Origin of the sequence: Floricoccus penangensis (assembly GCF_001832885.1) — a bacterium.
Lineage (GTDB): Bacteria > Bacillota > Bacilli > Lactobacillales > Streptococcaceae > Floricoccus > Floricoccus penangensis.
In genome coordinates this window covers 341622-358580 of record NZ_MKIQ01000028.1, presented here as the reverse complement: position 1 = coordinate 358580, position 16959 = coordinate 341622, and the positions used below count along the sequence as shown (strand labels likewise).

Here is a 16959-nt window from a genome sequence, read left to right as displayed (position 1 = left end):
ACGGCGAAGATCGCGGGTTCGATTCCCGTCGGGACCGTCAAATAGTTTTATTATTTGTTTATATATTTACTTGGAAGGGTAGCGAAGTGGCTAAACGCGGCGGACTGTAAATCCGCTCCTTCGGGTTCGGGGGTTCGAATCCCTCCCCTTCCATAATTTACGGGCATAGTTTAAAGGTAGAACAAAGGTCTCCAAAACCTTTGGTGTGGGTTCAATTCCTGCTGCCCGTGTTAATAATATGGCGGGTGTGGTGAAGTGGTTAACACATCAGATTGTGGCTCTGACATTCGGGGGTTCGATTCCCCTCACTCGCCTATTTATTGGGGTATAGCCAAGCGGTAAGGCAAGGGACTTTGACTCCCTCATGCGTTGGTTCGAATCCAGCTACCCCAGTTTTAATCTTTATGTATGCCGGCGTGGCGGAATTGGCAGACGCGCTGGACTCAAAATCCAGTGTCCGCGAGGACGTGCCGGTTCGACCCCGGCCGCCGGTATAAACTATGACGTTGCTATTTGTAACGTCTATTTTTTTATTTTAAATTTAATGTTATAATTTATATATTAATTTGAGGAGAGAGTTATGGATTTAAAAACTGTAAGTGAACTATCTGATCTTTTTGGTGTCACACGACAAGCAATGAATAATAGAGTAAAGAAATTACCTGGAGAATTCGTTGAGAAAAATGAAAAGGGTACTACTGTTGTAAATGTCAAAGGAATTAGAGAACTAGAAAAAATTTACGATAAAAAAGTTATTGTTCAGACTTCAGAATTTGATGAAGCAAATGCTTCGGAATATAGTATGAATGTTTTGATTGCAAATTTAATGGAAGATAAAAATGCTGAAATTAGACGTTTGAATGAGCAACTAAGAGTGAAAGATTCTCAATTGGCCACAAAAGATGAACAATTATCTATTAAGGATCAGCAAATTTCTGAAAAAGATAAGCAACTTGATCAGCAACAACAATTGACTGCAAAAGCAATGGCTGACAGTGAGCAATTAAGAATTGATACTGAGCAATTACGAGAAGATGCTGAGAAATTAAAAACTAATATTAATGAAGAGCAAAGTAAAGGTTTTTTTGCAAAGCTTTTCAAGCCAAAAAAGAAAGATAATACAGTAGATTAATAAATCAACTGTATGATTTTTCTTTTTTTATTGTAATACATATCTAAGATTTATTGTTGCATTTTATTGTAAAAATGTTATCATAGTCATGTAAGTTAATTACTTACCAAAGTGCATGGGGACTTATGTACCCATTAAAAAAATTTTTGATTTTCAATAAGGAGGAAATCTACATTATGGTAGTTAAAGTTGGTATCAACGGTTTTGGACGTATTGGACGTCTTGCTTTTCGTCGTATTCAAGACATTGATGGTGTTGAAGTAGCACGTATTAATGACCTTACAAACCCTGAAATGCTTGCTCATTTATTAAAATACGATTCAACTCAAGGACGTTTCAATGGAACTGTTGAAGTTGAAGAAGGTGGATTTGACGTAAACGGAAAATTTGTAAAAGTTTCTGCTGAGGCTGATCCAAAAAATATTGACTGGGCAGCTGACGGTGTTGAAATCGTTTTAGAAGCAACTGGTTTCTTCGCATCTAAAGAAAAAGCTGAACTTCATTTACATGAAAATGGAGCTAAAAAAGTAGTTATCACTGCACCTGGTGGAGCTGATGTTAAAACTATCGTATTTAACACTAACCATGACATCCTTGATGGTTCTGAAACAGTAATTTCAGCTGGTTCATGTACTACTAACTGTCTTGCACCAATGGCTGATGCTTTAAACAAAAACTTTGGTCTTAAAGCTGGTACAATGACTACAGTTCACGGATACACTGGTGACCAAATGCTTCTTGACGGACCTCACCGTGGTGGAGACTTCCGTCGTGCTCGTGCAGCAGCTGTAAATATCGTTCCTAACTCAACTGGTGCTGCTAAAGCTATTGGTTTAGTAATTCCTGAATTAAACGGTAAACTTTCTGGACATGCACAACGTGTACCAGTTCCAACTGGATCTCTTACTGAACTTGTAAGTATTCTTGGTAAAGAAGTTACTGTTGATGAAGTAAATAAAGTTATGGAAGAAGCAGCTAACGAATCTTACGGATACAACACTGATGAAATCGTTTCAAGCGATATCGTTGGTATGTCATTTGGTTCATTATTCGATGCTACTCAAACTGAAATCATCACTGGTGATGACAACGCTCAATTAGTTAAAACTGTATCTTGGTACGATAACGAAATGTCTTATACATCTCAATTAGTTCGTACTCTTGAATACTTTGCAAAAATCGCTAAATAAGAAACCTTATTGACGATCTTAACGGGAAGGCTTTCTAGCTTTCTCGTTTTTTTAAGGAGAAAAATGGAAACACCAAAATGCCCATCTTGCTCTAGTGAGTACACATATGAACTATCTGACACAACATTTGGTTGTTCAGAATGTGGTGCGGAATTTTCGCAAGATGATATAAATAATAAAGAAGAAATATTCGTTGTGCTTGATAGTGAAGGTAATCAATTGAAAACTGGCGATAGTGTCGTTATTATTAAAGATTTACCAGTTAAAGGAATGCCTAAACCTATCAAGAAGGGCACAAAAGTAAAAAACATTCGTATCAATGAATTTGGAAAAAATGAACATTTTATAGACTCTAAGATTGATGGTTTTGGGTCTATTGGTCTAAAAGGTTCAGTTGTTAAACTTTCAAAATAATAATTGAATCTAAGAATAAAACATAAAAGTTTATTACATATAATTTTAAACTTTTATATTTTTACTTAACAAAAATCAAGTTTGTGATATAATAAGCTTGTATATAAGTTAATAAAAAATCATTTGATTTTAAAACAAAAGGAGAAAAAATGGCTAAATTAACAGTTAAAGATGTTGATCTTAAAGGTAAAAAAGTTTTAGTACGTGTAGACTTTAATGTTCCTTTGAAAGATGGCGTTATTACAAACGATAATCGAATTACAGCAGCTCTTCCAACAATCAAATATATTACTGATAACGGTGGACGTGCAATCTTATTCTCACACTTAGGTCGTGTAAAAACAGAAGAAGATAAAGAAGGTAAGTCACTTGCTCCTGTAGCAAAGGATTTATCAGATAAACTTGGTCAAGAAGTTGTATTTGTACCTGCTACTCGTGGTGCTGAGCTTGAAGCTGCTATTGATGGTTTAGAAGATGGTCAAGTACTGCTTGTAGAAAATACACGTTTTGAAGACGTAGATGGTAAAAAAGAATCTGGAAATGACCCTGAACTCGCTAAATATTGGGCTAGCTTAGGTGATGGAATCTTTGTTAACGATGCTTTTGGTACTGCACACCGTGCACATGCTTCAAACGTAGGTATTTCTGAAAATGTAGATAAAGCTGTTGCTGGTTTCCTTTTAGAAAATGAAATTGCATATATTCAAGAAGCAGTTGAAGCACCGGTTCGTCCATTTGTGGCAATTCTTGGTGGATCAAAAGTTTCTGATAAAATAGGTGTAATCGAAAATCTTCTTGATAAAGCTGACAAAGTTCTTATCGGTGGTGGGATGACTTATACATTCTATAAAGCTCAAGGCATCGAAATTGGTGATTCTTTAGTCGAAGAAGATAAACTTGATCTTGCCAAAGAACTTCTTGAAAAATCAAATGGTAAATTAATCTTACCTGTTGATTCAAAAGAAGCGAATGCTTTTGTTGGCTATACTGAAGTTAAAGATACTGAAGGAGAAGCTATAGATAAAGGGTTCCTTGGTCTTGATATTGGTCCTAAATCTATTGAAAAATTCACAAAAGAAATTGATGGAGCTAAAACAGTAGTATGGAATGGTCCTATGGGTGTATTTGAAAACCCTGACTTCCAAGCAGGAACTATTGGTGTAATGGATGCTATCGTATCTCAACCAGATTGTAAATCAATTATCGGTGGTGGAGACTCAGCAGCAGCTGCAATTAATTTAGGCTATGCTGATAGATTCTCATGGATTTCTACTGGTGGTGGTGCATCTATGGAATTACTTGAAGGTAAAACACTTCCAGGTCTTGCTGCACTTACTGAAAAATAATTAATATATTTAATATATATTAAAAAGAGTCTTGTTTAAGACTCTTTTTTAGTATGTTGAAACTTCATTATATTACTTTTCTTTCAAAAGCATCAGTTGAAATTCCTCTTTCAAGAATAAGTTTTGACCATTCTTTAGCTGTCCAAAGTGAGTGATCACGATAATTTCCACATGATTCTATAGTAGTGCCTGGCACATCTTCCCATTTTGTTACATTGGCAATTTCTTCAAGTGATGATTTAATAACACTTGCTATCTCTTCGCTTGTTTTATCACCCCAAGCAATTAAATGAAAACCAGTACGACAACCAAATGGGCTACAGTCAATTAATCCATCCATTCTATCTCTTATTAGACTTGCTAAAAGATGCTCAATAGTATGAATTCCTGCTGTTGGAATTTCTTGTTCATTCGGTTGAACTAAGCGAATATCAAAGTTGGTAATGATATCTCCTTTTGGTCCAGTTTCAGTTGAAATTAGACGAACATATGGTGCTAATACTTTTGTATGATCAAGTTGGAAGCTTTCTACTTCTGCCATAATATATCTCCTTTTTATTGATAAGTTAATTATAACAAATTTAGTTCAATTTTTTTGTAAAAGAGAAAGATTAATTATAAAATAAGGGAAAGAGACTAAGGAGGATTATAATGACTTTAACTGATACATATACTTTATCAAATGGTGAAAAAATACCAGTTGTCGGTTTTGGTACATGGCAAACACCTGCCGGAGATGTTGCTGAAGAATCAGTTACAACAGCGTTAAGAGCTGGTTATAGGCATATCGATACCGCAGCAATATATGGAAATGAAGAATCAGTAGGGAAAGCTATTGCAAAATCAGGTATACCGCGTAATGAAATTTTTATAACAACTAAGTTATGGAATGATGCAATTACTTATGATGATGCAAAAAAAGCTATTGATACAAGCCTTGAAAAATTAGGATTAGATTATTTGGATTTATATTTGATTCATTGGCCAAATCCAAAGGCTAATCGTCCAAATAATGAAAAGAGAAATGCTGATGTTTGGAGAGCGATGGAAGATGCCGTTGAAGATGGGAAAATTAAATCAATTGGAGTATCAAATTTCCACGAAAGACATTTGACACCATTACTTGCTACTGCAAAAATAAAACCTTCTGTTAATCAAATTTATTTAAATCCAAGCGATCAACAAAAAGATATTGTTAAATTTAACAAAGAAAATGGCATCTTAACAGAAGCTTATTCTCCACTGGGAACTGGTAAAATTCTTGAATTGCCAACTCTTATGAAAATTGCAGAAAAATACAATAAATCTACTGCACAAATTGCGCTTAGATGGTCACTTGATAAAGGATTTTTACCACTTCCAAAATCTGTAACAGAGTCTAGAATTATTCAAAATGCTGAATTATTTGATTTTGATTTAACGGCGGAAGAGATTAGTATTTTAGATGGTCTAGATGAAGGAAAACTTTCTTTAAATCCTGACAATACTGATTTTTAAGAAAAGTGTACTAAGAGTGTTTTAAATTTTCGTTATTTAGTTTATAATAATAATATGGGTTAGATAATCTAACCTGTATTTTAATATAGAGGGTAGAATTATGAATCAAGTTACAGAATTATTCTTGTCACATCTAGATCTTTCCTTAGATAAATCCCTTCATGAAATTGTATATGATGCATTTTATAAGATGATTATTACAGGGAAAATTCCTGCTGGTACAAGAATAAATGAGAAACAAATATCGGTCTATTCAAATATTTCACGTACACCTATCAGGCAAGCACTTAAACAACTTGAAGCAGAAAAATTAGTTGCCTATGGCTTGGGGAATAAGAATGGAGCCGTTGTTCTGGGAATTACTCAGAGCGATGTCCAAGAAATTTTTGCTATTAGAAAGTCTTTTGAAACATTAGCAACTATTGAGGCCAGTAAAAAAATGACGGAATCTGATTTTGCTGAACTAGAGAAAATTGTTAGTGATGCTGAGGAATTCTATGAAAAAGGTGAATTTGATTTAATTAGACAAAATTTTAAAGAATTTAATAATTTAATTTTCGAAAAGGCTAGAATGTTCCGTATCCAAAATATTATTGAAACTCTTAAGGTTTATCAATTGTACTTTCATGAAATAACAACTATTTCTGACTCAAGAACTAAGCAAGCAATTGATGATCACAGGGAGATTTATAATTTGATGCTTGAACAAAATGAGCCAGAGATTGAAAAATTAATTGATAAACATTTAGGATCAAGTGCGAACTTTATTGTAAGTGTTATCGATGATGAGGAAGAAAATGGTAACTAGTGCAAGAAATGAACTGGAATCAATTTCTCGAGCTGCATATAACGCATTAATTTTTGAAGTTAGACTTTCACCTAAACCAGGACTGGTGGACGAAAGAAATAATGGTTCCCACTCTGATATGAGTGTGGATACTTTCTTATCCAGTGCAGATGCTTTGTTACCTTATTTTATAAACTATGCTAAGTTAGGCTATGAACATGCAGATGATGATATGGGTGCCTTATTTATAAAATTACGAGATGAAGGAATACTTGCGGAAGAAGCAATGTTTAATGCTACCAACGGTGTAAATACCCATAAAGGGGCGAATTTTACTTTTGCACTATTTCTCGGTGCTCTAGGTTTTATTTTCAAGAAAAATGGTCCATCAGTATCAGTTCAGAAAAATGAACTATTTGATATAATAAAACAATTAGCAGATGGTTTAATGAACGACTTTGAAAGGGAAAACTTGACCAATGGTATAAGTACTTACAAAAAGTATGGTGCAAAAGGAGTACGTGGAGAAGCCATAATGGGTTATCCTACAGTTCAACGACTTTTGGAGAATACCTCAATTGATGAAAATGATAAGTTTTATTGGCACAAACTATTGTTAGAAATTATTCTTTTTGCTGAAGACGCGAATCTTTTACATCGTGGTGGAAGAGAAGGTCTTAAATATGCACAAAATCTGTCAAGTGAACTTTTAAATTCAGATTTTCAAGATTTTGAAAACCAAATGATTGAAGTAGATGAAAAATTTATTGAGAAAAATTTAAGTCCTGGTGGAAGTGCAGATTTGCTTGCTATAATATATTTTTTAAATAAATTAAATTTAAATTGATTATTAATAAATACAACACTAGAGAGGTAGTTAAAATAACTACCTCTCTAGTGTTGTATTTTTATAAAAAAACCATCCAGAAGGATGGTTTCGAAAGTTAATTATTATTTTGGAGCGATGAAGAATGGAATTCCCCAAGCACCATTTGTAAGTGTTCCAAGGATTAATGAAGTTCCTAGGAAGATTATGAAGATACCGATTGCATACTTACCAGCTTCTTTTTGCCATTCACCCATATCAACTTCAGTAAGACGAAGTAATAGGTAAATGAATGCTACTAGTGGGCTTAACAAGTGGAATGCTTGTCCCATTAGTGATGCTACTGCCATATGCATGTTATCGAATCCGTACTCATTACCTGCTTTAGCAAGTGCTGGCATAACTCCGTAGTAGAAACCATCATTTGAAATGAAGAATGTACCAGGAGCAGAAACGATAGCAACTACGATACCCCAGAAACCACCAAGTGATTTAGGAATAATTGTTGTTAAGTTGTTTGCGATTGCATCAGCCATACCAGTACCGTTAAATAGTCCCATAAGAACTCCAGCACCGAATACTAGGATGATAACTTGAACTGCATCTCCACCATTCGCACCAATACGTTTACCTTGGTCTTTAAGGTTTGGATAGTTAACAAGTAATGCTACTGATGTAGCAACAAGGAATAATACTGCAGGTGGAACTTCAATTGCAGGAATAAATGATCCAGCAACCAACCACGCGATTAAGCCAACAGTTAAGATAGCATTGAAAGCCCAGTTTTTTGGACGACGAATTGCAAGAGTTTCTTCATCAGAAATAACTGTTAATTCTCTAAGTTCAGCATCAGATAATTCTTTAACTCCTAAGCGTTTACGTTCTTGGTTACCCATACGGTTCGCAACGAAGAAGATCATGTATGCTAATGAAAGAATCATACCTGGAAGAAGGAAAGTAAGGATGTCACCACCAACGTCTAGAACTGACATTGCACGAGCTGTTGGACCACCCCAAGGAAGCAAGTTCATGATAGTATTTTGAAGAATAACTAGAACAGCTAAGTTCATGCGTTTCATTCCTAAGCGATCGTAGATAGGTAGGAATGCAGAACAACAAATAAGTGTAGTAGTAGTTCCGTCACCATTAAGTGAAACTGCTGCAGCAACAACTGCTGTTGCCATCAAAACTCTCTTAGGGTCGCCTTTTGCAAAGAAAACCATTTTCTCAGTGATTGGGTCAAATAGACCTGCATCAAGCATTGTTGAGAAGAAAAGAATTGCGAATAATAGCATGATACCTGTGACAGATACACTCTTGATACCTTCAAGAATTAAAGTTCCAAGGTCACCCATGTGGATATCCATTGATTTAGGAACTTCTTTTGCACCTTCACCTGCTAAGGCTTTAAGGATTTTAATATTTCCTTTAGTAGATCCCGTTAAATGGGCCTGTCCAGAAATAATTGCAATAACTGCAAATACAATTGGAATTGTTGTCAACGCTGTAAAGGCTGACATTTTCTTAGTCATAATCACTGCCATGAAACAGATAATCATGAGATAAGCTAATAGTGTAAGCATTAGATTTCTCCTTTTTCTTTTTTTGTTTGCTAGCAAAATAACCTACACTCATATTATATAACTATATTTTGTAAAAAAAAGGTAACGCTTTCAAAAGAACACGAAAAAAACAATGTTTTTTGCCTATTTTTTTTGAAATGAAATTATTTATTTTAAATAGTAGATTTAATATATAAAACACAAAAAAACACAGGTAGAACAAGGAAAATGTTGGCGTTTTCAATCAAAAGGGTTAAAATAAAGATATGTCTAATAATACAAAATATAGAAAGGAGTCTGAATGGGATTTTTTAGTAATCTTTTTGGAAAAAAAGCACAAGAAAACAGCGAAACTGTTTCACAACAAGCTGCTGTTCAAAAAAAAGAAGACGATAACTGGGAAACAATTCCTAAATGGATCAAGGTAGATGATCCTGATGAGAGACGGAAGGTAGCTTTGATTGCAAGTTCTATCGCAAAATATGACGATAATGGTAAAGAGTATATCTTAAAGAATCTTGAAAAAAGAAATCCTGAATATCGTAAGTTAGGAATCATTGTAGCAAGTACTATTAACTTTATGGTTCCCAATTCGACACAAAGCATCGCAAGCATTAAAAAGGCAAAAAGTTAATTAATTAAACGGAGGACATTTAGAAATGGCATTAAGAAAGTTTGAAATCACTGTTGATGGTGAAAAGTATTTAGTTGAAATGGAAGAAATTGGTGGAGTTGCTCCTGCAGCTCCAGTAGCAGCCCCAGCCCCTGCAGCAGTTGCTCCAGCTCCGGCTGTTGAAGAAACAGCTCCAGTAGCAGCCTCAGCCCCTGCAGCCAGTGCCCCAGCCGGAGCAGATGCTATAACAGCACCTATGCCTGGAACAATCTTAAAAGTATTAGTGAATGTTGGCGATGCAGTTACAGCAAATCAACCAATCATGATTTTAGAAGCAATGAAAATGGAAAATGAAATTGTTGCACCTCAAGATGGAACAGTTACAGGAATTCATGTGAACCAAGGAGAAATGGTTCAACCTGGTGATGCATTAATCACTATTGCTTAATAGTTTTTTTTAGAGTAAGAGAGGAGATATAAGTGGACACACTTTTACAAGGAGTCATCGGCATGGGTCAAGAACCCGGTCGTATTGTAATGATGATCATTGGTGCAATTTTAATGTACCTAGGTATCAAAAAAGATTATGAACCAACTTTACTAGTTCCTATGGGACTAGGTACAATGTTGGTAAACTTCCCAGATTCAGGAGTACTTTCAGCAGGTGGAGAACCTGGCCCGTTCCAAGTGCTTTTTGATGCAGGGATTAAAACAGAACTGTTCCCGTTATTACTATTTATTGGTATTGGAGCAATGATTGACTTTGGTCCTTTATTACAAAGCCCATTTATGTTATTCTTCGGAGCTGCAGCTCAATTCGGTATATTCTTTACAATTATTGCTGCTGTATTCCTTGGATTTGACATTAAAGATGCAGCATCAATAGGTATTATCGGAGCAGCTGATGGACCAACATCAATCTTCGTTGCTAATACATTAGGTTCGAAGTACATGGGGGCAATCACAGTAGCTGCATACTCATATATGGCACTTGTACCAATTATCCAACCAATCGCTATTAAAGCTGTAACAACTAAAAAAGAACGTCAAATTCGCATGACATACCATCCAGGTACTGTTTCTCAAACAGCGAAAATCTTGTTCCCAATTGTTATTACAATTGTAGCCGGTCTTATCGCACCCGTTTCACTTCCATTAGTTGGTTTCCTAATGTATGGTAACTTATTACGCGAATGTGGAGTCTTAGAACGTTTATCAGTTTCAGCACAAAATGAACTAGTTAATTTAATAAGTATTGTTCTTGGTCTTTCAATTTCAGTAATGATGCAATATAAAGAATTCTTGAAATTTGATACATTAATGGTTATTGGTCTTGGATTAGTTGCCTTCGTAATGGACTCTGTAGGTGGAGTATTATTTGCGAAAGTTCTTAACTTATTCATGAAAGAAAAAGTTAATCCAATGATTGGTGCTGCTGGTATTTCTGCTTTCCCAATGTCAAGTCGTGTAATTCAACAAATGGCTACTGAAGAAGATCCTGGTAATTTTATTTTGATGCAAGCAGCAGGAGCAAACGTATCTGGACAAATAGCTTCAGTTATCGCTGGTGGATTAGTACTAGCATTCTTAGTATAGGAGGAAGATATGTCAGTAAATATGGCGGATTTAGAAAAAGCATTAGAGCTTTTAGTATATGGATGGGGTGGAGTATTCCTAGTAATTGGAATTATCTACCTAGCATCAAAACTTTTAGTAAAAGCTTTTCCTAAGAAAAATAATTAAATTGTTATAGGTTAAATAAGGTATAAATATGCTTTCATTAAAAAGAATTTGGCTAGATAAAGATAAAAAAACCTACAATCAATGGCTTGAACTAATGAAAAAAAGCTCATTAAATCCAACTAAAGAACAGATTGATTATACTGTTGGAATATTTGATGACGATAAATTAGTTGCAACAGGTTCATATGAAGGTAAGATATTGAAATGTCTCGCAGTATGTAAAGATTATCAATCTGAAAATCTACTTACTCAGATTCTTGTCCATTTATTGGAGAAGATGAGAGCAGAGGAAGTAAATCACTTCCTTGTTTATACTAAGCCAGAAAATGAAGATTTATTTACTTCGTTAGGTTTCCATAAGATTATCGGCAATGATCAGATAATCTTCATGGAACAAGGCTTTCCTGATTTTAATGATTATGAAAAATTATTAGAATCAAAGAAAGTAAATTTAAACACAACAGCAAGTGGAATAGTAATGAATGCGAATCCTTTTACTAGAGGGCATCAATATTTGATAGAGACGGCTGCAAGTCAGAGTGAACACGTTTATGTGTTTGTTTTATCGGAAGATAAATCTTATTTCTCTACTAAAGACCGAGTTGCAATGGTTGAACTTGGTACGGCACATCTTGATAATGTTACTGTTTTACCGACAGCTGATTATATAGTGTCATCTGCTACGTTTCCATCATACTTTTTAAAGGATGAGGCAGAGCTTGATATAGCAAGGAAACAAGCAAGTTTGGATGCTAAATTATTTAAAGATAGAATTGCAAAAACTTTAAATATTAGCAAACGATTTGTAGGTGAAGAACCCTATTCTGCGGTTACTGAAATCTACAATGAATCTATGAGGCAAGTCTTTGGTAATGAACTCGAACTGGTAGTTTTACCGCGAATTGATGTGGGTGGCAATGTTATTAGTGCAACTAAGGTACGCGCAGCAATAAAAGAAAACGATTACATTCTACTTGGAGAGTTTTTACCAACTACTACATATAACTATCTTAAAGAACATAAGGAATTATGAGGTGAAGGAAATGGAAATTAAACACACTGCCGTTTCTGGAACAGTCGAATCTAGTGATATTATGATTACGATTGCTCCAAATGACACACACGAAATCAAGATTGATCTTGAAAGTAGTGTTGAAAAACAATTTGGTAACCAAATTCGTAAAGTTATCAAAGACACATTGGCTAACTTAGGAGTTGATTCAGTTGATGTTACTGCAGTTGATAAAGGTGCATTGGATTGTACAGTTCAGGCTCGTACAATTAACGCTGTTCACCGTGCTGCAGATGTAGATGCATACGATTGGAAGGAGATTGACTCATGGAACGCTTAAGAAGAACAATGATGTTTGTGCCAGGTGCTAATGTTGCAATGCTACGTGACGCTCCACTTTATGGTGCAGATTCAATAATGTTTGACCTTGAAGATGCCGTATCTTTAAAAGAAAAAGATTCAGCAAGAACTCTTGTACATTTTGCTTTGAAAACATTCGATTACTCAAATGTTGAAACAGTTGTACGTATTAATGGTCTAGACACAGTTGGAGCACTTGATATTGAAGCGATGGTTCTTGCTGGTGTTAACGTAATTCGTTTGCCAAAGACTGAGACTGCACAAGATATTGTTGATGTTGATGAAATTATTACTCGTGTTGAAAAAGAAAATAATATTCCAGTTGGAACTACTAAAATGATGGCAGCAATCGAGTCGGCTGAGGGAACACTAAATGCTCCTGAAATCGCTCGTGCTTCTGATCGTTTAATTGGTATTGCTCTAGGTGCTGAAGATTACGTTACAAATATGAAGACAAAACGTTACCCTGATGGTAATGAATTATTCTTTGCACGTAGCTTGATTCTTCACTCAGCACGTGCAGCTGGAATTGCAGCTATTGATACTGTATATTCTGATGTTGATAATGTTGAAGGATTCACTGCTGAAGTTGAACGCATTAAACAATTAGGATTTGATGGTAAATCTGTAATTAACCCTCGCCAAATTCCTATCGTAAACAAAATTTACGCTCCAACTGACAAAGAAATTCAAAATGCTAAAGAAGTTATTTGGGCAATTCGTGAAGCTGAATCTAAAGGTTCAGGTGTAATTGCGCTTAATGGTAAAATGATTGATAAACCAATCGTAGAACGTGCACAACGTGTAATCGCTTTGGCAAAAGCAGCGAAATTGATTACTGAGGAGGAAATTTAATCATGACAAAAAATAAAGTTGGAGTTGAAATTCCAGAAGAATATGTTAGCAAACATGGTGTTTACGAAGGTGAACTAGCTAATATTAATACTTATGAAGAATCTAGCCGTACAATTAAGCCAGTAAAACCACGTGATGAAAAATTACTTGATAGTATTCATGATGCAATTGTGAAGACTGGTCTTAAAGATGGTATGACAATTTCTTTCCACCACCATTTCCGTGAAGGTGATAAAGTTCTAAATATGGTAATGGAAGAAATCGCTAATATGGGAATTAAAGATATTTCAATTGCGCCTTCTTCAATTGCTAATGTACACGCACCACTTATTGATCATATTAAAAATGGTGTTGTAACTAACATTACGTCATCAGGACTTCGTGACAAAGTTGGAGCAGCTATCTCTTCAGGAATCATGAAAAACCCTGTTGTTATTCGTTCACATGGTGGTCGTGCAGCAGCAGTTGCTCGTGGTGATATCAAAGTCGACGTAGCTTTCCTTGGAGCTCCAAGTTCTGATGCTTACGGTAATGCAAATGGTACTAAAGGTAAAGCACCTTGTGGATCTTTAGGATATGCTATGGTTGATGCTAAATATGCTGATCAAGTTGTTATCATTACAGATACACTGATGCCTTACCCAAACACTCCAATTTCAATTCCTCAAACTGATGTTGACTATGTAGTTGTAGTTGATTCAATTGGAGATCCTAAAGGTATCGCTTCTGGAGCTACACGCTTCACTAAGAATCCAAAGGAACTTCTTATTGCTGAGTATGCATCAAAAGTTATCATTGGTTCACCTTACTATAAACAAGGATTTTCATTCCAAACAGGTACAGGTGGTGCTTCGCTTGCAGTGACACGTTTCTTAAGAGATAAAATGATTGAAGATGGAATTACTGCTAGTTTTGGTCTTGGTGGAATTACAAATGCAATGGTTGAACTTCTTGAAGAAGGCTTAATTGAAAAACTTATAGATGTACAAGACTTTGACGCTCCTTCAGGACTTTCTCTTGGTCGTAATGAAAATCATTATGAAATAGATGCGAATATGTACGCTTCACCATTAAGTAAAGGTTCAGTTATTAATCAACTTGATACTGCTATTCTTTCAGCACTTGAAATTGATACAGACTTTAACGTTAATGTAATGACAGGTTCTGATGGTGTGATTCGTGGAGCATCTGGAGGTCATTCAGATACAGCGTTTGCTTCTAAAATGAGTATGATTGTCGCACCAATTATCCGTGGACGCATTCCTACAATTGTTGATAAAGTTAATACAGTTATTACTCCTGGTACGAGTGTAGACGTTGTTGTTACAGAACTTGGAGTTGCGATTAATCCAGCTCGTACAGATTTAATTGAACATTTCAAAGATCTTGATGTTCCTCAATATACAATTGAAGAGTTAAAAGAAAAAGCATATTCTATTGTTGGTGATCCTGAACCAATTCAATATGGTGATAAAGTAGTTGCTGTTATTGAATACCGTGATGGAACAGTAATTGATGTAGTAAAAAATGTCTAATTTATTTAGCGGGAAACCAGTATCTCTTATAGAGATGCTGGATGCCCGTGAAAAGAGATCATATAAACAAAAAGATCTTTTGTGTAAATATCCAAATTTAGTTATGGTTTCTATGACTATGAACATACCTGGTGAGATCAAAAATTCAGAGCAGTTGTCTGATATCTTTGACTCTATGCTAGGTAGGGTAAAAGAACTTCTCGTTCCAGATGTTATTGTTGTCAATGACGCTAATATCAAGACAGGTAGAGAAGCTTTTTTGCTTATTAATGGTGATGCAAAAGATATAAAAAGAGAATTAGTAAAGCTTGAGGAAGAATCACCTTTAAATAGGTTATTTGATTTAGATGTAGTCTTGATTGATGAAGATGGTTTGATATACCAGGTTTCAAGAGATGATCTTAAACTTCCAAAACGATTATGCTTGATTTGTGGGAAAAATGCTAAAGAGTGTTCACGATCTAGAAAGCATAGTGTTAAAGAGCTACAAGAAGAAATTGAAAGGCTAGTTATTAATGAGTAAAGTTAAAGTAATGGAAACGGTTCTTCGTGATGGTCAACAAAGTTTGATTGCAACACGTATGCCGATTGAAGATATGACACCAATTCTTGAGACGATGGATCAGGCTGGATATCACTCTATGGAAGTATGGGGTGGTGCAACATTTGATTCATGTTTAAGATTTTTGAATGAAGATCCATGGGAACGTCTAAGAACTATTAGAGAAGGTGCAAAAAATACTAAGTTGCAAATGCTCCTTCGAGGACAAAATTTACTTGGATATAAGAATTATCCAGATGATGTTGTTGCTGAGTTTTGTAAGAAATCAGTAGAAAATGGTATTGATGTAATACGTATTTTTGATGCATTAAATGATACACGTAATTTAGCAACTGCAGTTGAAGCTACAAAAAAAGCTGGAGGCCATGCTCAGCTAGCTATCTCATATACAACTTCACCAGTTCATACTGTTCCATATTTTGTAAAACTTGCAAAAGAAATGGAAGAACTTGGCGCTGATTCAATTTGTATAAAAGATATGGCTGGGGTATTAACTCCTGGTGTTGCATACGAATTGGTTACAAAAATTAAAGATGAAATTTCTGTACCACTTGAAGTGCATACCCATGCTACTGCTGGTATTTCTGAGATGACTTATCTTAAGGCCGTTGAGGCAGGTGCAGATATTATTGACCTTGCTATCTCTCCTTTTGCTGGTGGAACTAGTCAACCTGCTACTGAGTCTGTAGCAATTGCTTTGCAAGATTTAGGTGTTGAAACTGATCTTGATATGGATAACCTTGAAAAAATTGCTGATCATTTTTCTGTAGTACGTGATAAATTCCAAGATAACGGAACTATGAATATTAAAGTTCTAGGTATTGAACCGAAGTCACTTATTTATCAAGTACCTGGAGGAATGTTGTCTAATCTTCTTAGTCAATTGACTGAGCAAGGGATTGCCGATCGTTACCAAGAAGTTCTTGAAGAAGTACCACGTGTGAGAAAAGACTTGGGATATCCTCCATTGGTTACACCGTTGTCACAAATGGTTGGTACTCAAGCTATGATGAATGTGATTACAGGTGAACGTTATAAAGTTGTTCCTAACGAAATAAAAGACTACGTTCGTGGTTTATATGGTCGCCCTCCTGCACCAATTGACCCAGAAGTTAAAGAAAAAATTATTGGAGATGAACCAGTTATTACTGTGCGTCCTGCTGACTTACTTGAACCAGGTTTACCAGCTGCACGTGAAGAAATTGGATCATATGCACGTAACGAGGAAGATGTATTGAGCTATGCATTATTCCCTCAACAAGCTAAGGATTATCTTGGACGCTTACAAGATAAATTCTATGATGTACCACTTGAAAGTTTTGACCTTAAACTGTAGGAAGAACACAAGAGAACACTAGTGTACATTGACTAGCAATTCCGATTTTGATAAAATTATTACAAACATCAAGGGAGTAGCTAACGTGTAAACGTGGTAATATCGACAATCCGAGTAATCCGGTATTATCTTAAAAAGTGAGACTTGTGGCCGTGCCACAAGTCTCTATTTTTTTCTACTTTACAATGT

The 16959-nt window shown here is 35.3% G+C and carries 19 protein-coding genes and 5 tRNA genes; 22 read left to right on the top strand and 2 right to left on the bottom strand.

Annotated features, from left to right (window positions below; translation table 11 throughout):
- Positions 1–72: 72 nt before the first annotated feature.
- The 9 genes from BG262_RS08385 to BG262_RS08345 all read left to right on the top strand — a co-directional run bounded on the left by BG262_RS08385 (position 73) and on the right by BG262_RS08345 (position 4082).
- Positions 73–153 (top strand) — tRNA-Tyr (locus tag BG262_RS08385).
- Between the two features lie 6 nt (positions 154–159).
- A tRNA-Trp gene (locus BG262_RS08380) sits at positions 160–230 on the top strand.
- An 11-nt stretch (positions 231–241) separates the two neighbouring features.
- Positions 242–314 (top strand) — tRNA-His (locus tag BG262_RS08375).
- Positions 315–321: 7 nt separating this feature from the next.
- Positions 322–393 (top strand) — tRNA-Gln (locus tag BG262_RS08370).
- Positions 394–410: 17 nt separating this feature from the next.
- Positions 411–494 (top strand) — tRNA-Leu (locus tag BG262_RS08365).
- 86 nt (positions 495–580) lie between these two features.
- Entirely contained in the window at positions 581–1132 is a 552-nt protein-coding gene (locus BG262_RS08360) for a DUF536 domain-containing protein (RefSeq protein ID WP_070788436.1), read from the top strand.
- A 176-nt stretch (positions 1133–1308) separates the two neighbouring features.
- Positions 1309–2322 carry a type I glyceraldehyde-3-phosphate dehydrogenase gene (gene gap, locus BG262_RS08355; RefSeq protein WP_070788435.1) on the top strand — a complete coding sequence of 338 codons (1014 nt, stop codon included), beginning with the start codon at positions 1309–1311 and terminating at the stop codon, positions 2320–2322.
- A gap of 63 nt (positions 2323–2385) precedes the next feature.
- Positions 2386–2736: a zinc ribbon domain-containing protein YjdM gene (locus BG262_RS08350; protein WP_070788434.1), complete on the top strand. Its 351-nt coding sequence runs from the start codon at positions 2386–2388 to the stop codon at positions 2734–2736.
- Between the two features lie 149 nt (positions 2737–2885).
- Positions 2886–4082 carry a phosphoglycerate kinase gene (locus BG262_RS08345; protein WP_070788433.1) on the top strand — a complete coding sequence of 399 codons (1197 nt, stop codon included), beginning with the start codon at positions 2886–2888 and terminating at the stop codon, positions 4080–4082.
- A gap of 67 nt (positions 4083–4149) precedes the next feature.
- Here the strand turns inward: BG262_RS08345 and BG262_RS08340 are convergent, their stop codons facing one another.
- Positions 4150–4623 (bottom strand): S-ribosylhomocysteine lyase, encoded by a 474-nt coding sequence (locus BG262_RS08340; RefSeq protein ID WP_070788432.1) that lies wholly within the window; start codon positions 4621–4623, stop codon positions 4150–4152.
- 110 nt (positions 4624–4733) lie between these two features.
- On the opposite strand from BG262_RS08340, the gene BG262_RS08335 reads away from it, so the two are divergent.
- From BG262_RS08335 to BG262_RS08325, 3 genes are all read left to right on the top strand, one after another.
- Positions 4734–5579: an aldo/keto reductase gene (locus BG262_RS08335; protein ID WP_070788431.1), complete on the top strand. Its 846-nt coding sequence runs from the start codon at positions 4734–4736 to the stop codon at positions 5577–5579.
- A 100-nt stretch (positions 5580–5679) separates the two neighbouring features.
- Positions 5680–6387 (top strand): GntR family transcriptional regulator, encoded by a 708-nt coding sequence (locus BG262_RS08330; RefSeq protein WP_070788430.1) that lies wholly within the window; start codon positions 5680–5682, stop codon positions 6385–6387.
- Positions 6377–7213, top strand: a complete 837-nt coding sequence (locus tag BG262_RS08325; protein WP_070788429.1) for a triphosphoribosyl-dephospho-CoA synthase — start codon at positions 6377–6379, stop codon at positions 7211–7213. Before BG262_RS08330 ends, BG262_RS08325 begins: the two co-directional genes overlap by 11 nt.
- A 104-nt stretch (positions 7214–7317) precedes the next feature.
- Here BG262_RS08325 and BG262_RS08320 read toward each other — a convergent pair whose 3' ends face one another.
- Entirely contained in the window at positions 7318–8775 is a 1458-nt protein-coding gene (locus tag BG262_RS08320; protein ID WP_070788428.1) for a CitMHS family transporter, read from the bottom strand.
- A gap of 280 nt (positions 8776–9055) precedes the next feature.
- On the opposite strand from BG262_RS08320, the gene BG262_RS08315 reads away from it, so the two are divergent.
- The 10 genes from BG262_RS08315 to BG262_RS08275 are packed head-to-tail and all read left to right on the top strand — an operon-like array spanning position 9056 to position 16770.
- Positions 9056–9388 carry a hypothetical protein gene (locus tag BG262_RS08315; protein ID WP_070788427.1) on the top strand — a complete coding sequence of 111 codons (333 nt, stop codon included), beginning with the start codon at positions 9056–9058 and terminating at the stop codon, positions 9386–9388.
- Positions 9389–9413: 25 nt separating this feature from the next.
- The gene (locus BG262_RS08310; protein ID WP_070788426.1) at positions 9414–9815 is read left to right on the top strand and encodes an acetyl-CoA carboxylase biotin carboxyl carrier protein subunit; all 402 of its coding nucleotides are present in this window, start codon (positions 9414–9416) and stop codon (positions 9813–9815) included.
- 32 nt (positions 9816–9847) lie between these two features.
- On the top strand, positions 9848–10963 hold the full coding sequence (locus tag BG262_RS08305; protein ID WP_070788425.1) for a sodium ion-translocating decarboxylase subunit beta: 1116 nt from the start codon (positions 9848–9850) through the stop codon (positions 10961–10963).
- Between the two features lie 9 nt (positions 10964–10972).
- Complete coding sequence (locus BG262_RS10830; RefSeq protein WP_099098736.1) at positions 10973–11110, top strand: OadG-related small transporter subunit; 138 nt, start codon at positions 10973–10975, stop codon at positions 11108–11110.
- 28 nt (positions 11111–11138) lie between these two features.
- A complete protein-coding gene (gene citC / locus BG262_RS08300) occupies positions 11139–12143 on the top strand; it encodes a [citrate (pro-3S)-lyase] ligase (protein ID WP_070788424.1) in 1005 nt (334 codons plus the stop codon).
- Between the two features lie 10 nt (positions 12144–12153).
- Positions 12154–12462 carry a citrate lyase acyl carrier protein gene (gene citD, locus BG262_RS08295; protein ID WP_070788423.1) on the top strand — a complete coding sequence of 103 codons (309 nt, stop codon included), beginning with the start codon at positions 12154–12156 and terminating at the stop codon, positions 12460–12462.
- Entirely contained in the window at positions 12450–13337 is an 888-nt protein-coding gene (citE, locus tag BG262_RS08290; RefSeq protein WP_070788422.1) for a citrate (pro-3S)-lyase subunit beta, read from the top strand. The genes citD and citE overlap by 13 nt, the downstream gene beginning before the upstream one ends.
- A gap of 2 nt (positions 13338–13339) precedes the next feature.
- Entirely contained in the window at positions 13340–14872 is a 1533-nt protein-coding gene (gene citF, locus BG262_RS08285; protein ID WP_070788421.1) for a citrate lyase subunit alpha, read from the top strand.
- Positions 14865–15395, top strand: a complete 531-nt coding sequence (gene citX / locus BG262_RS08280) for a citrate lyase holo-[acyl-carrier protein] synthase (protein WP_070788420.1) — start codon at positions 14865–14867, stop codon at positions 15393–15395. Before citF ends, citX begins: the two co-directional genes overlap by 8 nt.
- Positions 15388–16770 (top strand): oxaloacetate decarboxylase subunit alpha, encoded by a 1383-nt coding sequence (locus BG262_RS08275; RefSeq protein WP_070788419.1) that lies wholly within the window; start codon positions 15388–15390, stop codon positions 16768–16770. The genes citX and BG262_RS08275 overlap by 8 nt, the downstream gene beginning before the upstream one ends.
- Positions 16771–16959: the final 189 nt, after the last annotated feature.

What these genes read in the sequence shown, in the direction of transcription:
- BG262_RS08340 (WP_070788432.1), bottom strand. Translation starts at nt 4,623, where the DNA reads ATGGCAGAAGTAGAAAGCTTCCAACTTGATCATACAAAAGTATTAGCA.
- BG262_RS08310 (WP_070788426.1), top strand. Translation starts at nt 9,414, where the DNA reads ATGGCATTAAGAAAGTTTGAAATCACTGTTGATGGTGAAAAGTATTTA.
- BG262_RS08315 (WP_070788427.1), top strand. Translation starts at nt 9,056, where the DNA reads ATGGGATTTTTTAGTAATCTTTTTGGAAAAAAAGCACAAGAAAACAGC.
- BG262_RS08350 (WP_070788434.1), top strand. Translation starts at nt 2,386, where the DNA reads ATGGAAACACCAAAATGCCCATCTTGCTCTAGTGAGTACACATATGAA.
- BG262_RS08320 (WP_070788428.1), bottom strand. Translation starts at nt 8,775, where the DNA reads ATGCTTACACTATTAGCTTATCTCATGATTATCTGTTTCATGGCAGTG.
- citF (WP_070788421.1), top strand. Translation starts at nt 13,340, where the DNA reads ATGACAAAAAATAAAGTTGGAGTTGAAATTCCAGAAGAATATGTTAGC.
- BG262_RS08325 (WP_070788429.1), top strand. Translation starts at nt 6,377, where the DNA reads ATGGTAACTAGTGCAAGAAATGAACTGGAATCAATTTCTCGAGCTGCA.
- BG262_RS08345 (WP_070788433.1), top strand. Translation starts at nt 2,886, where the DNA reads ATGGCTAAATTAACAGTTAAAGATGTTGATCTTAAAGGTAAAAAAGTT.
- BG262_RS10830 (WP_099098736.1), top strand. Translation starts at nt 10,973, where the DNA reads ATGTCAGTAAATATGGCGGATTTAGAAAAAGCATTAGAGCTTTTAGTA.
- citE (WP_070788422.1), top strand. Translation starts at nt 12,450, where the DNA reads ATGGAACGCTTAAGAAGAACAATGATGTTTGTGCCAGGTGCTAATGTT.
- gap (WP_070788435.1), top strand. Translation starts at nt 1,309, where the DNA reads ATGGTAGTTAAAGTTGGTATCAACGGTTTTGGACGTATTGGACGTCTT.
- BG262_RS08335 (WP_070788431.1), top strand. Translation starts at nt 4,734, where the DNA reads ATGACTTTAACTGATACATATACTTTATCAAATGGTGAAAAAATACCA.
- citX (WP_070788420.1), top strand. Translation starts at nt 14,865, where the DNA reads ATGTCTAATTTATTTAGCGGGAAACCAGTATCTCTTATAGAGATGCTG.
- BG262_RS08360 (WP_070788436.1), top strand. Translation starts at nt 581, where the DNA reads ATGGATTTAAAAACTGTAAGTGAACTATCTGATCTTTTTGGTGTCACA.
- BG262_RS08330 (WP_070788430.1), top strand. Translation starts at nt 5,680, where the DNA reads ATGAATCAAGTTACAGAATTATTCTTGTCACATCTAGATCTTTCCTTA.
- citC (WP_070788424.1), top strand. Translation starts at nt 11,139, where the DNA reads ATGCTTTCATTAAAAAGAATTTGGCTAGATAAAGATAAAAAAACCTAC.
- citD (WP_070788423.1), top strand. Translation starts at nt 12,154, where the DNA reads ATGGAAATTAAACACACTGCCGTTTCTGGAACAGTCGAATCTAGTGAT.
- BG262_RS08275 (WP_070788419.1), top strand. Translation starts at nt 15,388, where the DNA reads ATGAGTAAAGTTAAAGTAATGGAAACGGTTCTTCGTGATGGTCAACAA.